The sequence below is a fragment of the Geovibrio sp. ADMFC3 genome (assembly GCF_054687035.1).
In genome coordinates, this window is sequence record NZ_BAAFZG010000002.1 from 2,061,096 (window position 1) to 2,075,699 (window position 14,604).

The window sequence follows — 14,604 nt, forward strand, 5'->3', positions numbered from 1 at the left end:
CAAAGGGGGACTGCCATGTCTTGTGAGCCGGGACAGGTGCTGAATGCCGATGGCGGAGGGAGGAGAAATTCTTCCATTATTTCTGCTGCTGATTTTGTGAAGCTTCAGCCTGAGACAATTCAAGTGATTGACATCCGCACAAAAAATGATTTTTCTAAAGACGGTCTGAAGGGTGCAGTAAATATTTTTCTTCATGACATAGTAAATGAAGCGGATAAGATAGACAAAAGCCGTCCTGTTTATGTATATTGCGCTAACGGTTCAAAGGGCTCAATTGCCGTTATGGTGCTGCGTGACCTCGGCTTTGAGGTCTATAATATAGACGGCGGGCTGAATGCCTTTAAGGAAGCAGGAATCATTTAATTATAGATGCAGGAAGGAGATTGCAGGATGGATACTATTCTCAGAACGGATATGCCGAAACTTAAGTTTATCGGCAGCGGAAAGGTAAGGGATATTTATGATCTCGGTGAGCAGATGCTTATCGTCACCACAGACAGAATATCCGCTTTCGATGTCGTTCTCCCCAACGGAATACCCGGGAAAGGTAAGGTTCTTACAAAATTGAGTAAATTCTGGTTTGAAAACACTAAGGATATAGTGGAGAACCACCTTATCACAACAGAAGTCGATGAAATGCCCGAAGCCTGCCATGAATACAGGGATCAGCTTGAAGGACGTTCGATGCTTGTTAAAAAAGCCAAGCCTTTCCCTTTTGAGTGTGTTGTCAGGGGCTATATCACAGGTTCAGGCTGGAAGGATTATAAAGCCACAGGCGAAATATGCGGAATAAAACTTCCTGCAGGGCTTGTGGAATCACAGAAGTTTGAAACACCTATCTTCACTCCCGCTACAAAGGCTGAAGTGGGCGAGCATGATGAAAATGTTTCCTTTGAAAGAATGTCTGCTGATCTCGGCAAAAAAGACGCAGAAGAGCTTAAACGCCTCACTATAGCTGTGTACGAAAGAGCAAGAGACCTTGCTGATGCTAAAGGGATCATAATAGCCGATACCAAACTTGAGTTTGGCATGTATGACGGCAAAATAATCCTTATTGACGAGGTTCTTACCCCCGATTCATCAAGGTTCTGGAAAAAAGCAGGCTATCAGGCGGGTAAACCGCAGGAAAGCATGGATAAGCAGTATGTCCGCAACTATCTGGAAACCCTTGACTGGGACAAAACAGCTCCCGGACCCAAGCTCCCTGATGATGTGGCTAAAAACACTTCTGCTATTTATCACGGCATAATGGATATATTGATGAAGTAGAGTAAACCTCTGCCCGCAGAACATAGATGCGGATTCTTTTTAAAATTTATAAGTTCCCCGCTTCGGCGGGGATTTTTTTTAAATGAGGTAAGCAGCATGAAATTCGGCATTATTCTTCAGTCAAATGAACCAGAAACAGCGTGGAACGGAGTACGCTTCGGGGTGGCATCTCTTAAACAAGGGCACGAAGTAAAAATTTTCCTTATGAGCAAAGGTGTTGAAAGTATTAAGATTGACAGCGGCAAGTATAATGTGAAGATTATGCTGGAAGAATTCACCGGCAGCGGCGGGGTTCTTCTCGCCTGCGGAACATGCATCAAATCCAGAGAAATGGCTGATGACAGTTCTTGCCCGATTTCCACCATGAACGACTGCATTGATATGGTTGAATGGTCAGATAGAGTTATTACTTTCTAAATATTCATAAACAAAAGCCCCCGCTTCCGGCAGGAAACAGGGGCTGTTTTTCAGGGGCCAGTCTGATATTAGTCTTCGTTGGTCTCAAGAGCGTCAAGCTTGTCTTTCAGCATGCTGCCGAGGCTGAAGCTTGAGTTTCCGTCATCCATCTTTTTGAGGAATTCTTTAACTTCTTTTCTTTCAGAATCCTGCTGGTGTCTTCTCACAGAGAGGATCACACTTCTTTCTCTCTGGTCGTTTTTGATAACAACCGCTTTGATAGTGTCGCCGACTTTGAACTTGCTTTCGGGCTCAATCTTGTCCACATCAAGCTCAGACACGGGTATGAATCCGCTGAGTTCTCTGGGGAGAGCAACTGTCACACCGTCTTTAGTTACGGCTGTTATTACAACTTCTGCCATTTTACCAAGGGGGAGAAGTTTACCTATCTCTCTCCATGGGTTAGGCTCAAGCTGTTTGAGACCGAGGCTGATTCTTTCTCTTTCGGGATCGATTTTAAGGACTTTAGCCTCAATTTCGTCACCTTCTTTGAAGTTGGAAAGATCTTCAGGCTCTTCTGTCCATGAGATGTCTTTCTTGCGTATAAGACCGTCAAGAAACTCACCGAAGTCAACAAAGAGACCGAACTCGGTAACGCTTTTGATTACCCCTTTAACATTTGAGCCTTCGGGGTGTTTATCTTTAAGGGTATCCCATGGGTTTTCGTTAAGAAGCTTCAGGGATACGATAACTTTTCTGTTTGCGTTATCAACGCCAACAACAACGCCTTCGACAACATCTTTCGGTTCAAGCTTAACCTTGGCATTTTTAAGCCATGAAAGCTCTTCCTGAGGAACGAAGCCGTCAACACCGGGTTCAAGCTCAAGGACAAAGCCTTTGCTTTTTCTGGTGATCACAGTTCCTTTCACTATCTGGTTGTCGGGATATTTATCATCCACGCTGCTCCAGGGGTCGTTGTGCATCTGTTTCAGACCGACTTCAAGCTTTTCGTTCTCTTTATCAACAGAGAGAACAAGAACTTCAAGCTCTTCGCCTTCTTTCAGATACTGTGAGGGGTGTTTAACCACGCCCCAGCCGATATTATTTTTATGGAGAAAGCCGTCAACCGCACCGAAATTCATGAATGCTCCGTAGTTTTTAACGGTTTTTACGCATCCTTTCAGAACGTCTCCTTCTTTTACTCCGTCGAAGAATTCTTTCTTGTTTTTGTCCAGTGATTCGGACATGTTGATTCTTCTGGAAGCAAGAAATGAGCGCTGTTTTTTGTTCACTTTCAGAACTTTGCACTCAATTTCCTGACCGATGTAGGATTTTGGTTCCTGCATTTTGTTTTTGAAATCGATATGGTTTTCAGGGATAAAGCAGTCGATATCGTTAAACTTGCCGAGGAAGCCCTTATCTACGTTACCGGTAACTTTAACTTTTACAGGTTCGCCGGATTCAAGAGCAGCTTCAACAGCCAGCCAGTCTGTTTCTTTTTCGATGGCTTTTCTGGAAAGTTTAATGTATCCGCCGCCGCCGGTCATGCCCTGATACATAACTTCGATTTCATCGCCCACTTTTACGTCAACTTCTCCTTTACCGCCAAATTCGGTTTTAGAGATAATCCCTTCGGTTTTGTAGCCGATGTTGACAAGGATTTCGCTTTCATTGATTTGTGCAATGACACCCTTAACAATGGAGCCCTTTTCAGGGAGCTGGAACGATTCTTCAAGAAGCGTTTCAAAGTCCTCCATTCTCATTTCGTCATTGCTGTTAGAGTTATTAACATTCATTTCCTGACCCCTTCCAAAGTATTCTATTACCTCATTTATGAGATCGCCCGGCGTGCTTGCGCCCGCTGTGATCCCTATGGTATCCTCTGGCATAAAGTTAACGCCCTCCAGCTCCTCCGCAGTTTCAATGTGGTAGGTTCTGGGGCAAAGCTCGCTGCAAATGGTAAAAAGGCGTGTTGTATTTGCGCTGTTTTTTCCGCCGATAACAATCATCGCATTCACTCTGCGGGCGAGTTCAATCGCCGCGGACTGGCGTTTCTCTGTCGCGCTGCATATGGTATGCGCTGTTTCCAGCACACGGCTTTTATTTTTAAGAACTTCCGTAATTTTTGAGAAAGTATCTTTATTCTGCGTTGTCTGCGCCACAAGAGCGCACTTATCGAAATCAGGGAGCGCATTCGCTTCTGCTTCGCTTGAAATTATATAAAAATCACCTTCAATGAAGCTGACAATACCTTCCACCTCAGGGTGTTCCCTTTCACCGAAGACAACAACCGAAAAACCGTCTCTGCTGAATTCACCCGCTGATTTCTGGGCTTTCTTAACAAAGGGGCAGGTTGCGTCCACCGTATCTATTCCTTTATTTTCAAGATTACGGTAGGTTTCTCTGGTTACTCCGTGGGAGCGTATTATAACGGTGCTTTTGCTGTTCAGGTCATCGGGTGATTTGCAGACACTGACGCCTTTTTCGCTGAAGCGCCTGACAACCTGCGGGTTGTGTATGATCGGTCCCAGAGTGCAGACGTTTGATTTAACGCCGGATGTCTCTTCCACGAGACTCACGGCACGCTCAACGCCGAAGCAGAACCCTGCATGTTCGGCAAGAAAAACTTTCACTAAAACCTCAGGTCCTTCGTTTCCTATTAATCTCAGCAGACATTATTGATATAACTTCATCTATTGTCAAGCCAGTTGTGTCTAATTCAACGGCATCTTCAGCTTTTTTCAAAGGTGCTTCTGTTCTTGAAGAATCCATTTCGTCTCTTCTGAGAATATCGTTTTCAAGCTGCTCCAGAGGGACTTCCACGCCTTTAGTCTTCCATTCCGCCTGTCTGCGCCTTGCTCTTTCCGTAGGTGAGGCTGTGAAGAAAAACTTGACATCAGCCTCAGGCAGAACAACGGTGCCTATGTCTCTGCCTTCCATAATCACTTCCCCTTTGCGGGCAAGCTCTTTCTGCTTGGCTGTCATAAGGCGGCGCACATCGTGCATAGCTGATACCGCACCCACAAGGGCGGTAACTTCAGGCGTACGGATAATGTCAGTTATTTCTGTATCACTACCGTTAATATTTATGAACATACGCTGACCTTCCGGAGCCGGTTCAAAGCGCATATCAGTATTTTCAAGGATTTTTATAAAGGAATCGTCATCTGATGGGAACTTCATTCGTATATAGGCGCATGCTCTGTACATTGCGCCTGTGTCAAGGTAGGTAAAACCGTACTTTTTTGCTATAAGTTTTGAAACACTGCTTTTCCCGCTCCCTGCGGGTCCGTCTACTGCGACCTGAAAACTCATTAAACCTCTGTGTTCTGATAGTTCGCCGGAACCAGCGTCCTGCTGTTCTATAGCAAGCTTGGTTCAGAAACCGCCGGGATCTAAACGGCGGTTTTGACTCGCACGCAGCTTTTGGAGCAAAGCTCCCCGCTGCTTTCTCTCTGGGAAATTACTTGTTCTCGATCTCTTCCAGAATACTTACAAAGTTTGGAAAAGATACATCAACGCTCTGTATTTCGTCAACAGAAACCTTCTCCCCGAAACGCTTGCACATAAGGATTGAAAGCATAGCTATTCTGTGGTCAAAGAAGGAACGCAGGTGAGCCTGAACAGGCTCTTTTTTCAGGGGGTAGATCTTCATTCCGTCTTCAAACTCTTCCGTTTCTGCCCCTAACTGATTAAGGTTATAAAGCGTGGCGGCTATACGGTCAGACTCCTTGACACGGAGTTCATGGGCATCTCTTATCTCCACAGGTGAATCTGCAAACAGACCGAGAAACGCCAGAAGAGGAAGTTCATCTATCAGGTTAGCAATCAGTTCCCCGTCAACTTTTCCACCCTTGAAAGACTGATGCTTTATATGAATATCACCCATGGGCTCTATTGTGTTTTCGTAGTAATTAAGCTCAAATTTTACGCCGAATGACGAAAGAGCAGTAAGAAGTCCGGTTCTGGTTTCGTTCAGCCCGACATTTTTGATGGTTATCTCTGCTCCTTCAAAAATGAGTGCCGCACCTATGAAAAAAGCGGCTGATGAAAAGTCTCCGGGTACTGCGGCATCTGTCCCTGTAAGTGGTCTGCCGCCGTTTACTATGACAGTTTTCCCGTTTACAGAAATATCCGCTCCGAAGTTTTTCAGCATTATTTCAGAGTGGTTTCTTGTGGAAGCCGGTTCCGTGTATGTAGTGCGCCCTTCGATTTGTGCCGCAGCCAGAAGAACAGCGCTTTTTACCTGTGCGCTTTTTGTTTCACCGGTTATGTCAGCGCCGTGCATCTTGGAAGGAAGGATTGTCAGGGGGAGAAGCGTGCCGTTTGATGCGGCCTCCATCCTTGAACCCATGAGGGAAAGGGGCTTGATAACCCTTTTCATCGGTCTCTTGCGAAGGCTGTCATCTCCGGTGAGAACAGCATAAACCCCTGCGGGGGCAATAAGCCCGCTGATCAGCCTTGCGGTTGTGCCGGAGTTGTCACAGTTGATCACGTCAGACGGTTCATTAAAGGCTCTGTATCCTTTAGAGACAACCACAAATCCGTTTTCCGCAGGAATAAACTCCGCTCCGAGGGCCTTCATCGCCTCCATCGTTGCTATGGTGTCACGGGACATGAGGGGATTTGTAACCCTTGTGCTGCCTTCTGCCATGGCGCCGAGCATAAAAGAACGGTGGGTTATGGATTTATCCGCAGGAACGCTTATTTCGCCTTTGACTGACTTTATTTTGCCGAAAGTGATCATTTTATGCTTCTCCTGATGCTGCTGGCTTCTTCTATGCGTTTATATATTTTTTCTTCGTTTTTGTCTGCTATGTCTTCCCTCCATGATTTGAGGAGGTCGATATAGGTATCTATAAGTTCTACTACCGTTTTGTCGTTGTCCAGAAATATATCTGTCCACATCCGTGGATTGCTGGCGGCTATTCGGGTGAAGTCCCTGAATCCGCCTCCTGTATATGAGAAAGCCTCCGGGCATGCCTGGTTCACCGCTTCCACAAGGGAAAACGCCGTAACATGGGGAAGGTGGCTTATTGAACCGAAAACCAGATCATGTTTGTCAGCCGTCATGACGGTAACTCTCATGCCTATGCCCTCATGAAGCGCAAGCAGATCATCTTCCGGAAAACCTTCCGCCACAGGAGTCAGCACATGGACAGCATTATCAAACAGCCCGTTTACTGATGCTGAAAAGCCCGAAACCTCACGCCCTGCGATCGGGTGACCGCCGCAGAAATTGAGTCCGAGTTTGCCTGCGAGGGCGCATACAGAAGACTTAGTGCTTGCTCCGTCCGTTACAGGAGTTGACACCCCTTTTTCATAGAGTGTTTTAAGCACCGCTTTTGTGGCTTCCACCGGAACGCAGATGTAAATAAGATCAGGCTTCATTTTAAGAAACTGATCAATATCATCAGTGAGAGCCTGAAATATATCCGCCTGTGCCGCTTCGGCGAGGGTGGATGCGCAGCCGTCAAGTCCGTATACAGAAAGACCCCGATCGCAGAAGGCTCTTGCGAAAGAGCCGCCTATCAGACCGAGGCCTATGATACCTATGGATTTAAAAGCCATCGTCAGCTTATTGTCTTGCCTATGGCTTCGGCTATTACTTTCATCCTTTTCATAAGGATGTCGAAATCATCGGGGACGATTGACTGATCACCGTCGCTCATTGCGTCTTCAGGGCAGTTGTGAACCTCGATCATTACGCCGTCAGCTCCTGCCGCCACAGCCGCCTGTGCCATGGGGAGTATGCAGTCTCTCCTGCCTGTTCCGTGGCTGGGGTCAACTATGATGGGTAGGTGTGTGTTAGCCTGAACAACGGGAACAGCGGAAAGATCAAGTGTGTTTCTTGTCTCTGTTTCGTATGTTCTGATACCTCTTTCGCAGAGTATAACCTGATGGTTGCCGCCTGCCGCTATATATTCAGCCGCCATGAGAAATTCTTTAATAGTGGCGCAGAGTCCTCTTTTGAGCATTACGGGAGTTTTTATTGTCCCCAGCTCTCTGAGAAGGCGGAAGTTCTGCATGTTGCGTGCGCCGATCTGGATTATGTCTGTATATTTGAGGATGTTGTCCATGTCTCTGGGATCCATCATCTCTGTGATAACAAGCATGCCGTATTCGTCTGCCACTTCACGGAGATATTTGAGCCCTTCCACGCCGAGACCCTGAAATGCGTATGGTGAGGAGCGGGGCTTGAAAGCGCCGCCTCGGAGGATTTTTGCTCCGGCGTCGCTGACTCTTTTGCCTATGGCAAAGAGCATGTCTCTGTTTTCCACAGAGCATGGACCAGCCATGATCGCAACGTTTCCGCCGCCGATTTTGATCCCTTTTATGTCGATTACCGTAGGTTCGGCTCTAAAGTCCTTGCTGACAAGCTTGAACGGCTTAACAATGGGAAGAACCTTTTCAACACCGGGGATGGATGAAAGGGGTTTGTCTCTGAGGGTCCTTTCATCGCCAATTGCGCCGATTATTGTTCTTTCGGTGCCTCTGGATATATGTGTCTGAAAACCGTATTCCGTAAGCTTGGTTGCAATATGGTTTACCTGTTCGTCTGATGCGCCTTTTTTAAGTACGATTATCATGTGCATACCCCGCTTTTTAGAGGACAGCTTTAAGCTGCGTTATGAATTCTTTATTTTCCGCTTCTGTGCCGATGGAAACTCTTATGTAATCTTTAAGTCCTGCACCGAGGTAGCGGACAATCACACCCTTCCGGAGGAGATCCTTGAAGATCTTCTCACCGTTTCCGGTTTTCACTAGGATGAAGTTTGCCTGTGTGGGGAGATATTCAAAGCCGAGCTTCTTAAACTCTTCATAGAGATAAGCTTTACCCATGCGGTTTTCACGGATGACTTTTTTGAGGTGGTCAGTGTCCTCAAGGGCAGCTTCTGCCGCAACCTGCGCCGCCATGTTGGTGTTGAAGGGCTGGCGCACACGGTTCATCATGTCAATGGCAACAGAGTCTGCTATGCAGTAGCCGACACGGAGAGCGGCGAGACCGTATGCCTTGGAGAAGGTACGCATTATCATCATGTTCGGATAATCCTTCTGCATTTTCATTGCATCGGGGAAATCCGGAGCATCGACATATTCGCAGTAAGCTTCATCCATTATAACTATTGTTTCAGCGGGAACTTTTTTCATGAAAGCCTCAAGCTCCGCCTGAGTGAAGTATGTTCCCGTGGGGTTGTTGGGGTTGCCGAGGAAGATGATTCTGGTTTTATCTGTCATGTTTGCAACAAGGGCGTCAAAGTCGAAGGAGAAGTCGCTTTTAACAGGAATCCATTTGCATGAAGCTCTCATAGCCTGAGCTATTATTCCGTAAACGGAGAATGACGGAGCGGGGCTCATCACATGCTCATCGTGGGCAAGGAAAGTTCTCATTGCCAGTTCGATTATTTCGTTTGAGCCTGTTCCGAAAATAAGCCTGTCAGGGTTTATTCCGAGCTTTGCGGCAAGTCTTGTGCGGAGATAGAACACGTCACCGTAAGGATAGCGGGACATCTCCGGCAGAAAATCCGCCACAGCCTGAATGACTTTGGGTGAAGGCCCCAGCGGGTTTTCGTTGGAGGCGAGCTTCACCGCCTTTTCAATACCCAGCTCTCTTTCCAGTTCTTTAACCGGTTTGCCGGGCACATATGGGCTAAGCCCCTGAATTTCTTTACCTGCGAGTTTTGCGTAGTCTATCATTTTTCCCCCTTGGGATAAGAACCCAGCACCTTGAAGTGGGTAACGCTTTCGGAAAATTCGTTAATGACGCTCTTAAGGGGTTCAACATCCCTGTGACCGTCTGTGTCCACATAGAAAACGTATTCCCACGCCTGTCTTTTGGAAGGGCGGGATTCGATCTTAGTCATGTTTATACCCTTGGAGGCGAATACTTCAAGGGCTTTATACAGTGAGCCGGATTTATGAGTAATGCTGAAAACCATGGATGTTTTATCATTGCCCGTGGGCAGAGGCTGGAAACTGCCTATGATAAGAAACCTTGTGTAGTTGTTCGGCATGTCCTCTATGCTGCGCTCAATTATTTTTAAGTTATAGCAGATTTCCGCCATTTCAGAGGCGATAGCAGCAGCCCCTGCATCCTTGGATGCTATTTCGGCGGCTTTTGCTGTGGATTCAACATCATAAAGGGGAATATCGGCGGCGTGTTCTGCGAGCCATTTTCTGCATTGGGGTATGGCGTGCGGGTGAGAGTATATCCTCTGGACGTCCTCAAGCTTGCCCGACTGGTTCATAAGGTTCTGGTTTATCTCAAGGAAAACCTCACCGCAGATTTTTATGGATGAACCGGCAAGCATGTCAAGGGTGTGGTTAACTACGCCTTCAAGGGAGTTTTCCACAGGGATAATGCCGTAGTCCAGCCTGCCCCGTTCCACTGCGTCAAAAACATCCGGTATCCCCCGCATTGGGATAAGCTCTGCGGAAAGACCGAACTGCTTTATGGCGGCAAGGTTAGTGAATGTGCCTTCCGGCCCGAGATAGCCTATGCGCTGAAGCTCCTCAAGGGAGAGGGAAGCGGAGATAATCTCTCTGTAAACCCGACGGATAGCCTCAAAGGGGAGGGGTCCGTGGTTTATTTTGGAAAGACGCTCATAAATCTGCTTCTCACGGGAGGGAACATAGAGGGGCTTACCCTGTTCCTTCTTTATCTCGCCGATTTTCATCGCTTCCTTCGCACGGGAGTTCAGAAGGTCAATTATTTCGGTGTCGATTCTGTCAATTTCTTTTCGGTGCTTATCAAGTTCATCCATCCGTCAAATCTACCAGAACACTCTTGTTTAAGCAAGGCTAAAGAACTGTTCAGCGGGGCTTTAACAATAATATAAGCTTGACACAGGCAAGCCTGTTTTGGGATAAAATAAAATGACTGTTTTCTTATGGAAACACCTGAAAAAATATTAAGGCAGATTCTTTGAAAATACTTGTTTTTAATCCCTCGTTTCTTGGCGATTCGGTACTGACAACACCTTTGATAAAGGCTGTGCATCATTACTTTCCTGACAGCTCGGTGGACTTCTGCGTTCGTCCGGAGAATGCGCCGCTGTTTCGGGGCATTGAGCTGATAAACGAAGTGATCGTTTTTGATAAAAGAGGCAGCGCAGGTGGTGCGGCGGGAATTTTCCGTTTTGCCCGTGAGCTTAAAAAGCGTGATTACGATATAATTATTTCATGCCATAAATCATTCCGCAGTTCGCTGACTATGGCACTCACAGGTGTTCTGCGCCGTGTGGGGTTCAGCCAGTCCGCTTTTTCCTTTCTTTATACCGAGACAGTGAGCAGAAATATGAACCTTCACGAAGTTGAGCGCAATCTTATGCTTCTTGAACCTCTTATTGCGGATTTCAGCCTTGAAGAAGTGAAAAAAACGGCGGGAAAAGCTGAGGTGTTTGTGGATGAACGCATTAGTTCAAATGCTGTCAAATATATAAAATCAGCATCCGGCGGACGTAAGCCTATCGGCATAAACGCAGGGAGCGTCTGGGCTACTAAGAGATGGCACGGAGAAAGATTCGCAGAGGTTGCAGACAGGCTCTATGACAATGGCTTTTTCTGTGTGCTGTTCGGAGCGCCGTCAGATTTTGAAAGCTGCGCTCTTGTTGCCGCTTCTGCTGAACGTCCTTTGATGAACACATGCGGAAGGCTTCCCCTCGGGCAGCTTCCGTCTTATATAAAAGCTATGGATGCTCTGATAACCAACGACAGCGGACCACTGCACATAGCATCAGCCGTGGGAACACCCGCCGTGGCGATTTTCGGACCCACTGTGAAGGAGCTTGGCTTTTTTCCCTATGATGATAAAAGCATTGTGGTTGAAAAAGAACTTTACTGCCGCCCCTGCGGACTGCATGGCGGGAACGAGTGTCCTGAAGGTCATTTCCGGTGTATGGGTGAAATCACCGCTGATGATGTATTTGAGGCTGTCAGAAAGGTGCTGAAATGAATGAGATAAAAAATATAAGAAAAGCTCCGGTGAAGGACAGCAGGACAAAGGTGCTGTTTGTGCGCTTCAGCTCCCTCGGTGATGTGATTCTCATCACAGGGATAATAAAGAGGTTTAAGGAGCAGTTTCCTGATTATGTGTGCGATGTGTTCACATCCTCTGCATTTGCTCCGGTTTTTGAGGGGCTCGGTTTTGTTAACCGCACTGTGTCTTTTGACAAAAAAGGCGGCTTTAAAGGCTTCGCAAAAACGGTTCAGGAAGAAATTAACGATTATGATTATGTGATAGATCTCCATGCCAACCTCCGCTCATTTCTGCTTAAGTTTATGGTGGATGCGAAGTTCCTTAAATATCAGAAGGATTCCGCTGCAAGGAGGGCTTTTGTTAAAAACCGCAAACGCACGGAAAGACTTGGAATGCACGTTGTGCAGAAATATGCAGAGGCACTCAAACCGCTTGGGATGAAAGAACACACAATCGAAGAACTTCGCCCTGTTCTTTATTCTGACAAGGCTGAAAATTCAGGCATAGTCCTCAACCCCTTTGCCAGCAAACCCACAAAACAGTGGGATAAGTTTCCCGAACTGGCTGAAAAACTTGTGGAGATGGGGCATAAGGTGACAGTGATCGGACAGGGGAGCTTTCCGCAGGTCAACGGAGTGACTGATCTCACTGGCAAGACCAGTCTTCGTGAGATGTTTGATGTCATTGCCGCTTCATCCGTTCTGATCACCACAGACAGCGGACCCATGCACGCAGGAGCCGCTCTGAACAAAAAGGTTATAGCCATATTCGGCTCTACAACAGCAGATTTCGGCTTTGCACCGGACTTTGACGGCTGCGCAGTCGTTGAGGTTCAAGGGCTTAAATGCCGTCCGTGCCATGTGCATGGGCAGGAAAAATGCCCCGAAGGACACTTCAGGTGTATGCGTGACATCAGCGTGGATGATGTTTTAAAACTGCTCTGAGCCTGCTTTCGTTGACATTGGCAGCGGGCGTTGGTATATTCTTTTCTCAAAATATAATGAACACGGAATTATAAATTTTCAGGGGTGTATAAATGTCCGAGAAAGGCTTCACAGGCTCATTGAGCGAAGCGGAAATCAATGAACTCAAAACCGTTGCCACACATTGCAGGGGCGACATACTCAAAATGACCACACTTGCTGCAAGCGGTCATCCCGGCGGCTCTATGTCTTCCATAGACATGTATCTCACTGTGTACAAATACGCCAATATCACTAAAGACAACTACAAATCCTCCACCAGAGACAGAATTTTCGTTTCCCACGGGCACACCTCCCCCGGCGTTTACAGCACACTGGCAAGAAACGGCTTTTTCCCCATTCAGGATGCCATAGCATACTTCCGCCTTGCAGGTTCCATATACGAAGGTCACATTGAGCGCATGGTTCCCGGTGTGGAATGGTCCACGGGAAACCTCGGTCAGGGGCTTTCTGCTGCCTGCGGAGCCGCCGTGGCAGGCAGGATGAGAGGCGAGGAGTTCGACATCTATGTATTTATGGGTGACGGTGAACAGCAGAAAGGACAGATTCCCGAAGCAAGAAGATTCGCCTCCAAATACGGATATAACAACATCACAGCTTTTATAGATTACAACAAACTTCAGATCAGCGGAAACATATCCTCCGTTATGCCTCAGAATATCAGAGGCGAGTTTGAGGCGGACGGCTGGCATGTTATCGAAATAGACGGGCATAACTACGCACAGATTTTCAATGCTGTTGCCGCTTCCAAAAAGATCGAAAAGCCTGTTCTTGTTCTTGCCAACACAATAATGAGCTACGGCGTGAGCTTCATGGAAAATATAGCCGGTTACCACGGCAAACCGCTGACGGAAGCGCAGCTTGCTGATGCTCTCGCTGAACTCGGTCTTGAGAATGACATTGAAGAGCTTAAAGCAAAAAGAGCAGCTTTTAAATTCAGCCACGAAGCCCATGAACTTGTTCAGGAACCGGCAAAGGTATTTACCGGAACACCCAAGACCTACGCAGTCGATGTGAAGACAGACAACCGCTCTGCATTCGGGGATGCTCTCCTTGACGTGGTTAAGGAAACAAAGGCAAACGGCGGAACACCCATCGCAGTATTTGACTGTGACCTTGCTGGATCTGTAAAGACTGACGGCGTGGAGAAAAACTGCCCCGAAAACTTTGTTCAGGCAGGCATTCAGGAGCATCACACTGCAACGTGCGCCGGAGCGGCGAGTGTGAATGGCGTAGTAAGCTTTTTTGCTGACTTCGGCGTTTTCGGTGTGGATGAAGCATACAACCAGCAGAGGCTGAATGATATAAACGGAAGCAACCTTAAGGTTGCCACCACTCACGTTGGTCTTGATGTGGGTGAGGACGGCAAAACTCACCAGTGCCTCGATTATGTCGGCGCTATGAGAAACATATATGGCTTTAAGGTTATCGTTCCCGGAGATCCCAACCAGACAGACAGAGCGGTAAGATACGCCGCATCAACTCAGGGCAACTTCCTTATAGCTATGGGACGCTCAAAAATACCCACAACTGCAAAAGCTGACGGAACTCCCCTTTTCGGCGGTGACTATAAGTTTGAATACGGCAAGGCGGATGTGGTTACGGAAGGCGATGTTGCCCTCGCTGCTTACGGAGCTATGCTCCCCAGAGCGGTTAAGGTTGCCAAACTTGCCGCAGAAAAAGGTGTTAAAGTCGCAGTTATAAACATGAGCTGCCCACTTGAACCTGATATGGAACTGCTTAAAAAATATGCTTCAAAAACAATCTTTGTTTATGAAGACCACAATGCTAATACCGGGCTCGGTTCTGTTATAGGTGCAAAAGCCGCAGAGAAAGGACTTGGGCTTAAGGTGAAAACCTTCGGCGTGCGTTCATACGCCTATTCCGGTAATCCGGACGGGATACTCAAACTTCTGGGGCTTGATGAGGAAACAGTTTCTTCGGAAATTGCAAGATTATCGAAATAACTAAGGAGCC

The 14,604-nt window shown here is 47.2% G+C and carries 13 protein-coding genes; 6 read left to right on the plus strand and 7 right to left on the minus strand.

Annotated features, from left to right (window positions below; genetic code table 11):
* The first annotated feature begins 15 nt into the window (after nucleotides 1–15).
* The 3 genes from ACYRYY_RS10165 (at nucleotide 16) to ACYRYY_RS10175 (ending at nucleotide 1,686) form a co-directional block, all read left to right on the plus strand.
* Entirely contained in the window at nucleotides 16–363 is a 348-nt protein-coding gene (locus ACYRYY_RS10165; protein ID WP_460215480.1) for a rhodanese-like domain-containing protein, read from the plus strand.
* 27 nt (nucleotides 364–390) lie between these two features.
* Nucleotides 391–1,269 carry a phosphoribosylaminoimidazolesuccinocarboxamide synthase gene (locus ACYRYY_RS10170; RefSeq protein WP_460215481.1) on the plus strand — a complete coding sequence of 293 codons (879 nt, stop codon included), beginning with the start codon at nucleotides 391–393 and terminating at the stop codon, nucleotides 1,267–1,269.
* Nucleotides 1,270–1,365: 96 nt separating this feature from the next.
* Nucleotides 1,366–1,686 (plus strand): DsrE/DsrF/TusD sulfur relay family protein, encoded by a 321-nt coding sequence (locus ACYRYY_RS10175; protein WP_460215482.1) that lies wholly within the window; start codon nucleotides 1,366–1,368, stop codon nucleotides 1,684–1,686.
* 68 nt (nucleotides 1,687–1,754) lie between these two features.
* Here the strand turns inward: ACYRYY_RS10175 and ACYRYY_RS10180 are convergent, their stop codons facing one another.
* The 7 genes from ACYRYY_RS10180 to pheA form a co-directional block, all read right to left on the minus strand.
* Entirely contained in the window at nucleotides 1,755–4,298 is a 2,544-nt protein-coding gene (locus tag ACYRYY_RS10180) for a bifunctional 4-hydroxy-3-methylbut-2-enyl diphosphate reductase/30S ribosomal protein S1 (protein WP_460215483.1), read from the minus strand.
* A gap of 7 nt (nucleotides 4,299–4,305) precedes the next feature.
* Complete coding sequence (cmk, locus tag ACYRYY_RS10185; RefSeq protein WP_460215484.1) at nucleotides 4,306–4,980, minus strand: (d)CMP kinase; 675 nt, start codon at nucleotides 4,978–4,980, stop codon at nucleotides 4,306–4,308.
* A 148-nt stretch (nucleotides 4,981–5,128) separates the two neighbouring features.
* Nucleotides 5,129–6,412, minus strand: a complete 1,284-nt coding sequence (aroA, locus tag ACYRYY_RS10190; RefSeq protein ID WP_460215485.1) for a 3-phosphoshikimate 1-carboxyvinyltransferase — start codon at nucleotides 6,410–6,412, stop codon at nucleotides 5,129–5,131.
* The gene (locus tag ACYRYY_RS10195) at nucleotides 6,409–7,236 is read right to left on the minus strand and encodes a prephenate dehydrogenase (RefSeq protein WP_460215486.1); all 828 of its coding nucleotides are present in this window, start codon (nucleotides 7,234–7,236) and stop codon (nucleotides 6,409–6,411) included. The genes aroA and ACYRYY_RS10195 overlap by 4 nt, the downstream gene beginning before the upstream one ends.
* A 2-nt stretch (nucleotides 7,237–7,238) precedes the next feature.
* On the minus strand, nucleotides 7,239–8,255 hold the full coding sequence (gene aroF, locus ACYRYY_RS10200) for a 3-deoxy-7-phosphoheptulonate synthase (RefSeq protein WP_460215487.1): 1,017 nt from the start codon (nucleotides 8,253–8,255) through the stop codon (nucleotides 7,239–7,241).
* A gap of 16 nt (nucleotides 8,256–8,271) precedes the next feature.
* Complete coding sequence (gene hisC / locus ACYRYY_RS10205; protein WP_460215488.1) at nucleotides 8,272–9,363, minus strand: histidinol-phosphate transaminase; 1,092 nt, start codon at nucleotides 9,361–9,363, stop codon at nucleotides 8,272–8,274.
* Nucleotides 9,360–10,430 carry a prephenate dehydratase gene (gene pheA, locus ACYRYY_RS10210; protein ID WP_460215489.1) on the minus strand — a complete coding sequence of 357 codons (1,071 nt, stop codon included), beginning with the start codon at nucleotides 10,428–10,430 and terminating at the stop codon, nucleotides 9,360–9,362. The genes hisC and pheA overlap by 4 nt, the downstream gene beginning before the upstream one ends.
* Nucleotides 10,431–10,591: 161 nt before the next feature.
* On the opposite strand from pheA, the gene ACYRYY_RS10215 reads away from it, so the two are divergent.
* The 3 genes from ACYRYY_RS10215 (at nucleotide 10,592) to ACYRYY_RS10225 (ending at nucleotide 14,594) form a co-directional block, all read left to right on the plus strand.
* Complete coding sequence (locus tag ACYRYY_RS10215) at nucleotides 10,592–11,620, plus strand: glycosyltransferase family 9 protein (protein WP_460215490.1); 1,029 nt, start codon at nucleotides 10,592–10,594, stop codon at nucleotides 11,618–11,620.
* Nucleotides 11,617–12,588 carry a glycosyltransferase family 9 protein gene (locus ACYRYY_RS10220; protein ID WP_460215491.1) on the plus strand — a complete coding sequence of 324 codons (972 nt, stop codon included), beginning with the start codon at nucleotides 11,617–11,619 and terminating at the stop codon, nucleotides 12,586–12,588. Before ACYRYY_RS10215 ends, ACYRYY_RS10220 begins: the two co-directional genes overlap by 4 nt.
* Before the next feature lie 92 nt (nucleotides 12,589–12,680).
* Nucleotides 12,681–14,594, plus strand: coding sequence for a transketolase (locus ACYRYY_RS10225; protein ID WP_460215492.1), 1,914 nt, complete (start codon nucleotides 12,681–12,683; stop codon nucleotides 14,592–14,594).
* Nucleotides 14,595–14,604 lie beyond the last annotated feature (10 nt).

What these genes read in the sequence shown, in the direction of transcription:
- ACYRYY_RS10165 (WP_460215480.1), top strand. Translation starts at nt 16, where the DNA reads ATGTCTTGTGAGCCGGGACAGGTGCTGAATGCCGATGGCGGAGGGAGG.
- ACYRYY_RS10170 (WP_460215481.1), top strand. Translation starts at nt 391, where the DNA reads ATGGATACTATTCTCAGAACGGATATGCCGAAACTTAAGTTTATCGGC.
- ACYRYY_RS10175 (WP_460215482.1), top strand. Translation starts at nt 1,366, where the DNA reads ATGAAATTCGGCATTATTCTTCAGTCAAATGAACCAGAAACAGCGTGG.
- cmk (WP_460215484.1), bottom strand. Translation starts at nt 4,980, where the DNA reads ATGAGTTTTCAGGTCGCAGTAGACGGACCCGCAGGGAGCGGGAAAAGC.
- aroA (WP_460215485.1), bottom strand. Translation starts at nt 6,412, where the DNA reads ATGATCACTTTCGGCAAAATAAAGTCAGTCAAAGGCGAAATAAGCGTT.
- ACYRYY_RS10195 (WP_460215486.1), bottom strand. Translation starts at nt 7,236, where the DNA reads ATGGCTTTTAAATCCATAGGTATCATAGGCCTCGGTCTGATAGGCGGC.
- aroF (WP_460215487.1), bottom strand. Translation starts at nt 8,255, where the DNA reads ATGATAATCGTACTTAAAAAAGGCGCATCAGACGAACAGGTAAACCAT.
- hisC (WP_460215488.1), bottom strand. Translation starts at nt 9,363, where the DNA reads ATGATAGACTACGCAAAACTCGCAGGTAAAGAAATTCAGGGGCTTAGC.
- pheA (WP_460215489.1), bottom strand. Translation starts at nt 10,430, where the DNA reads ATGGATGAACTTGATAAGCACCGAAAAGAAATTGACAGAATCGACACC.
- ACYRYY_RS10220 (WP_460215491.1), top strand. Translation starts at nt 11,617, where the DNA reads ATGAATGAGATAAAAAATATAAGAAAAGCTCCGGTGAAGGACAGCAGG.
- ACYRYY_RS10225 (WP_460215492.1), top strand. Translation starts at nt 12,681, where the DNA reads ATGTCCGAGAAAGGCTTCACAGGCTCATTGAGCGAAGCGGAAATCAAT.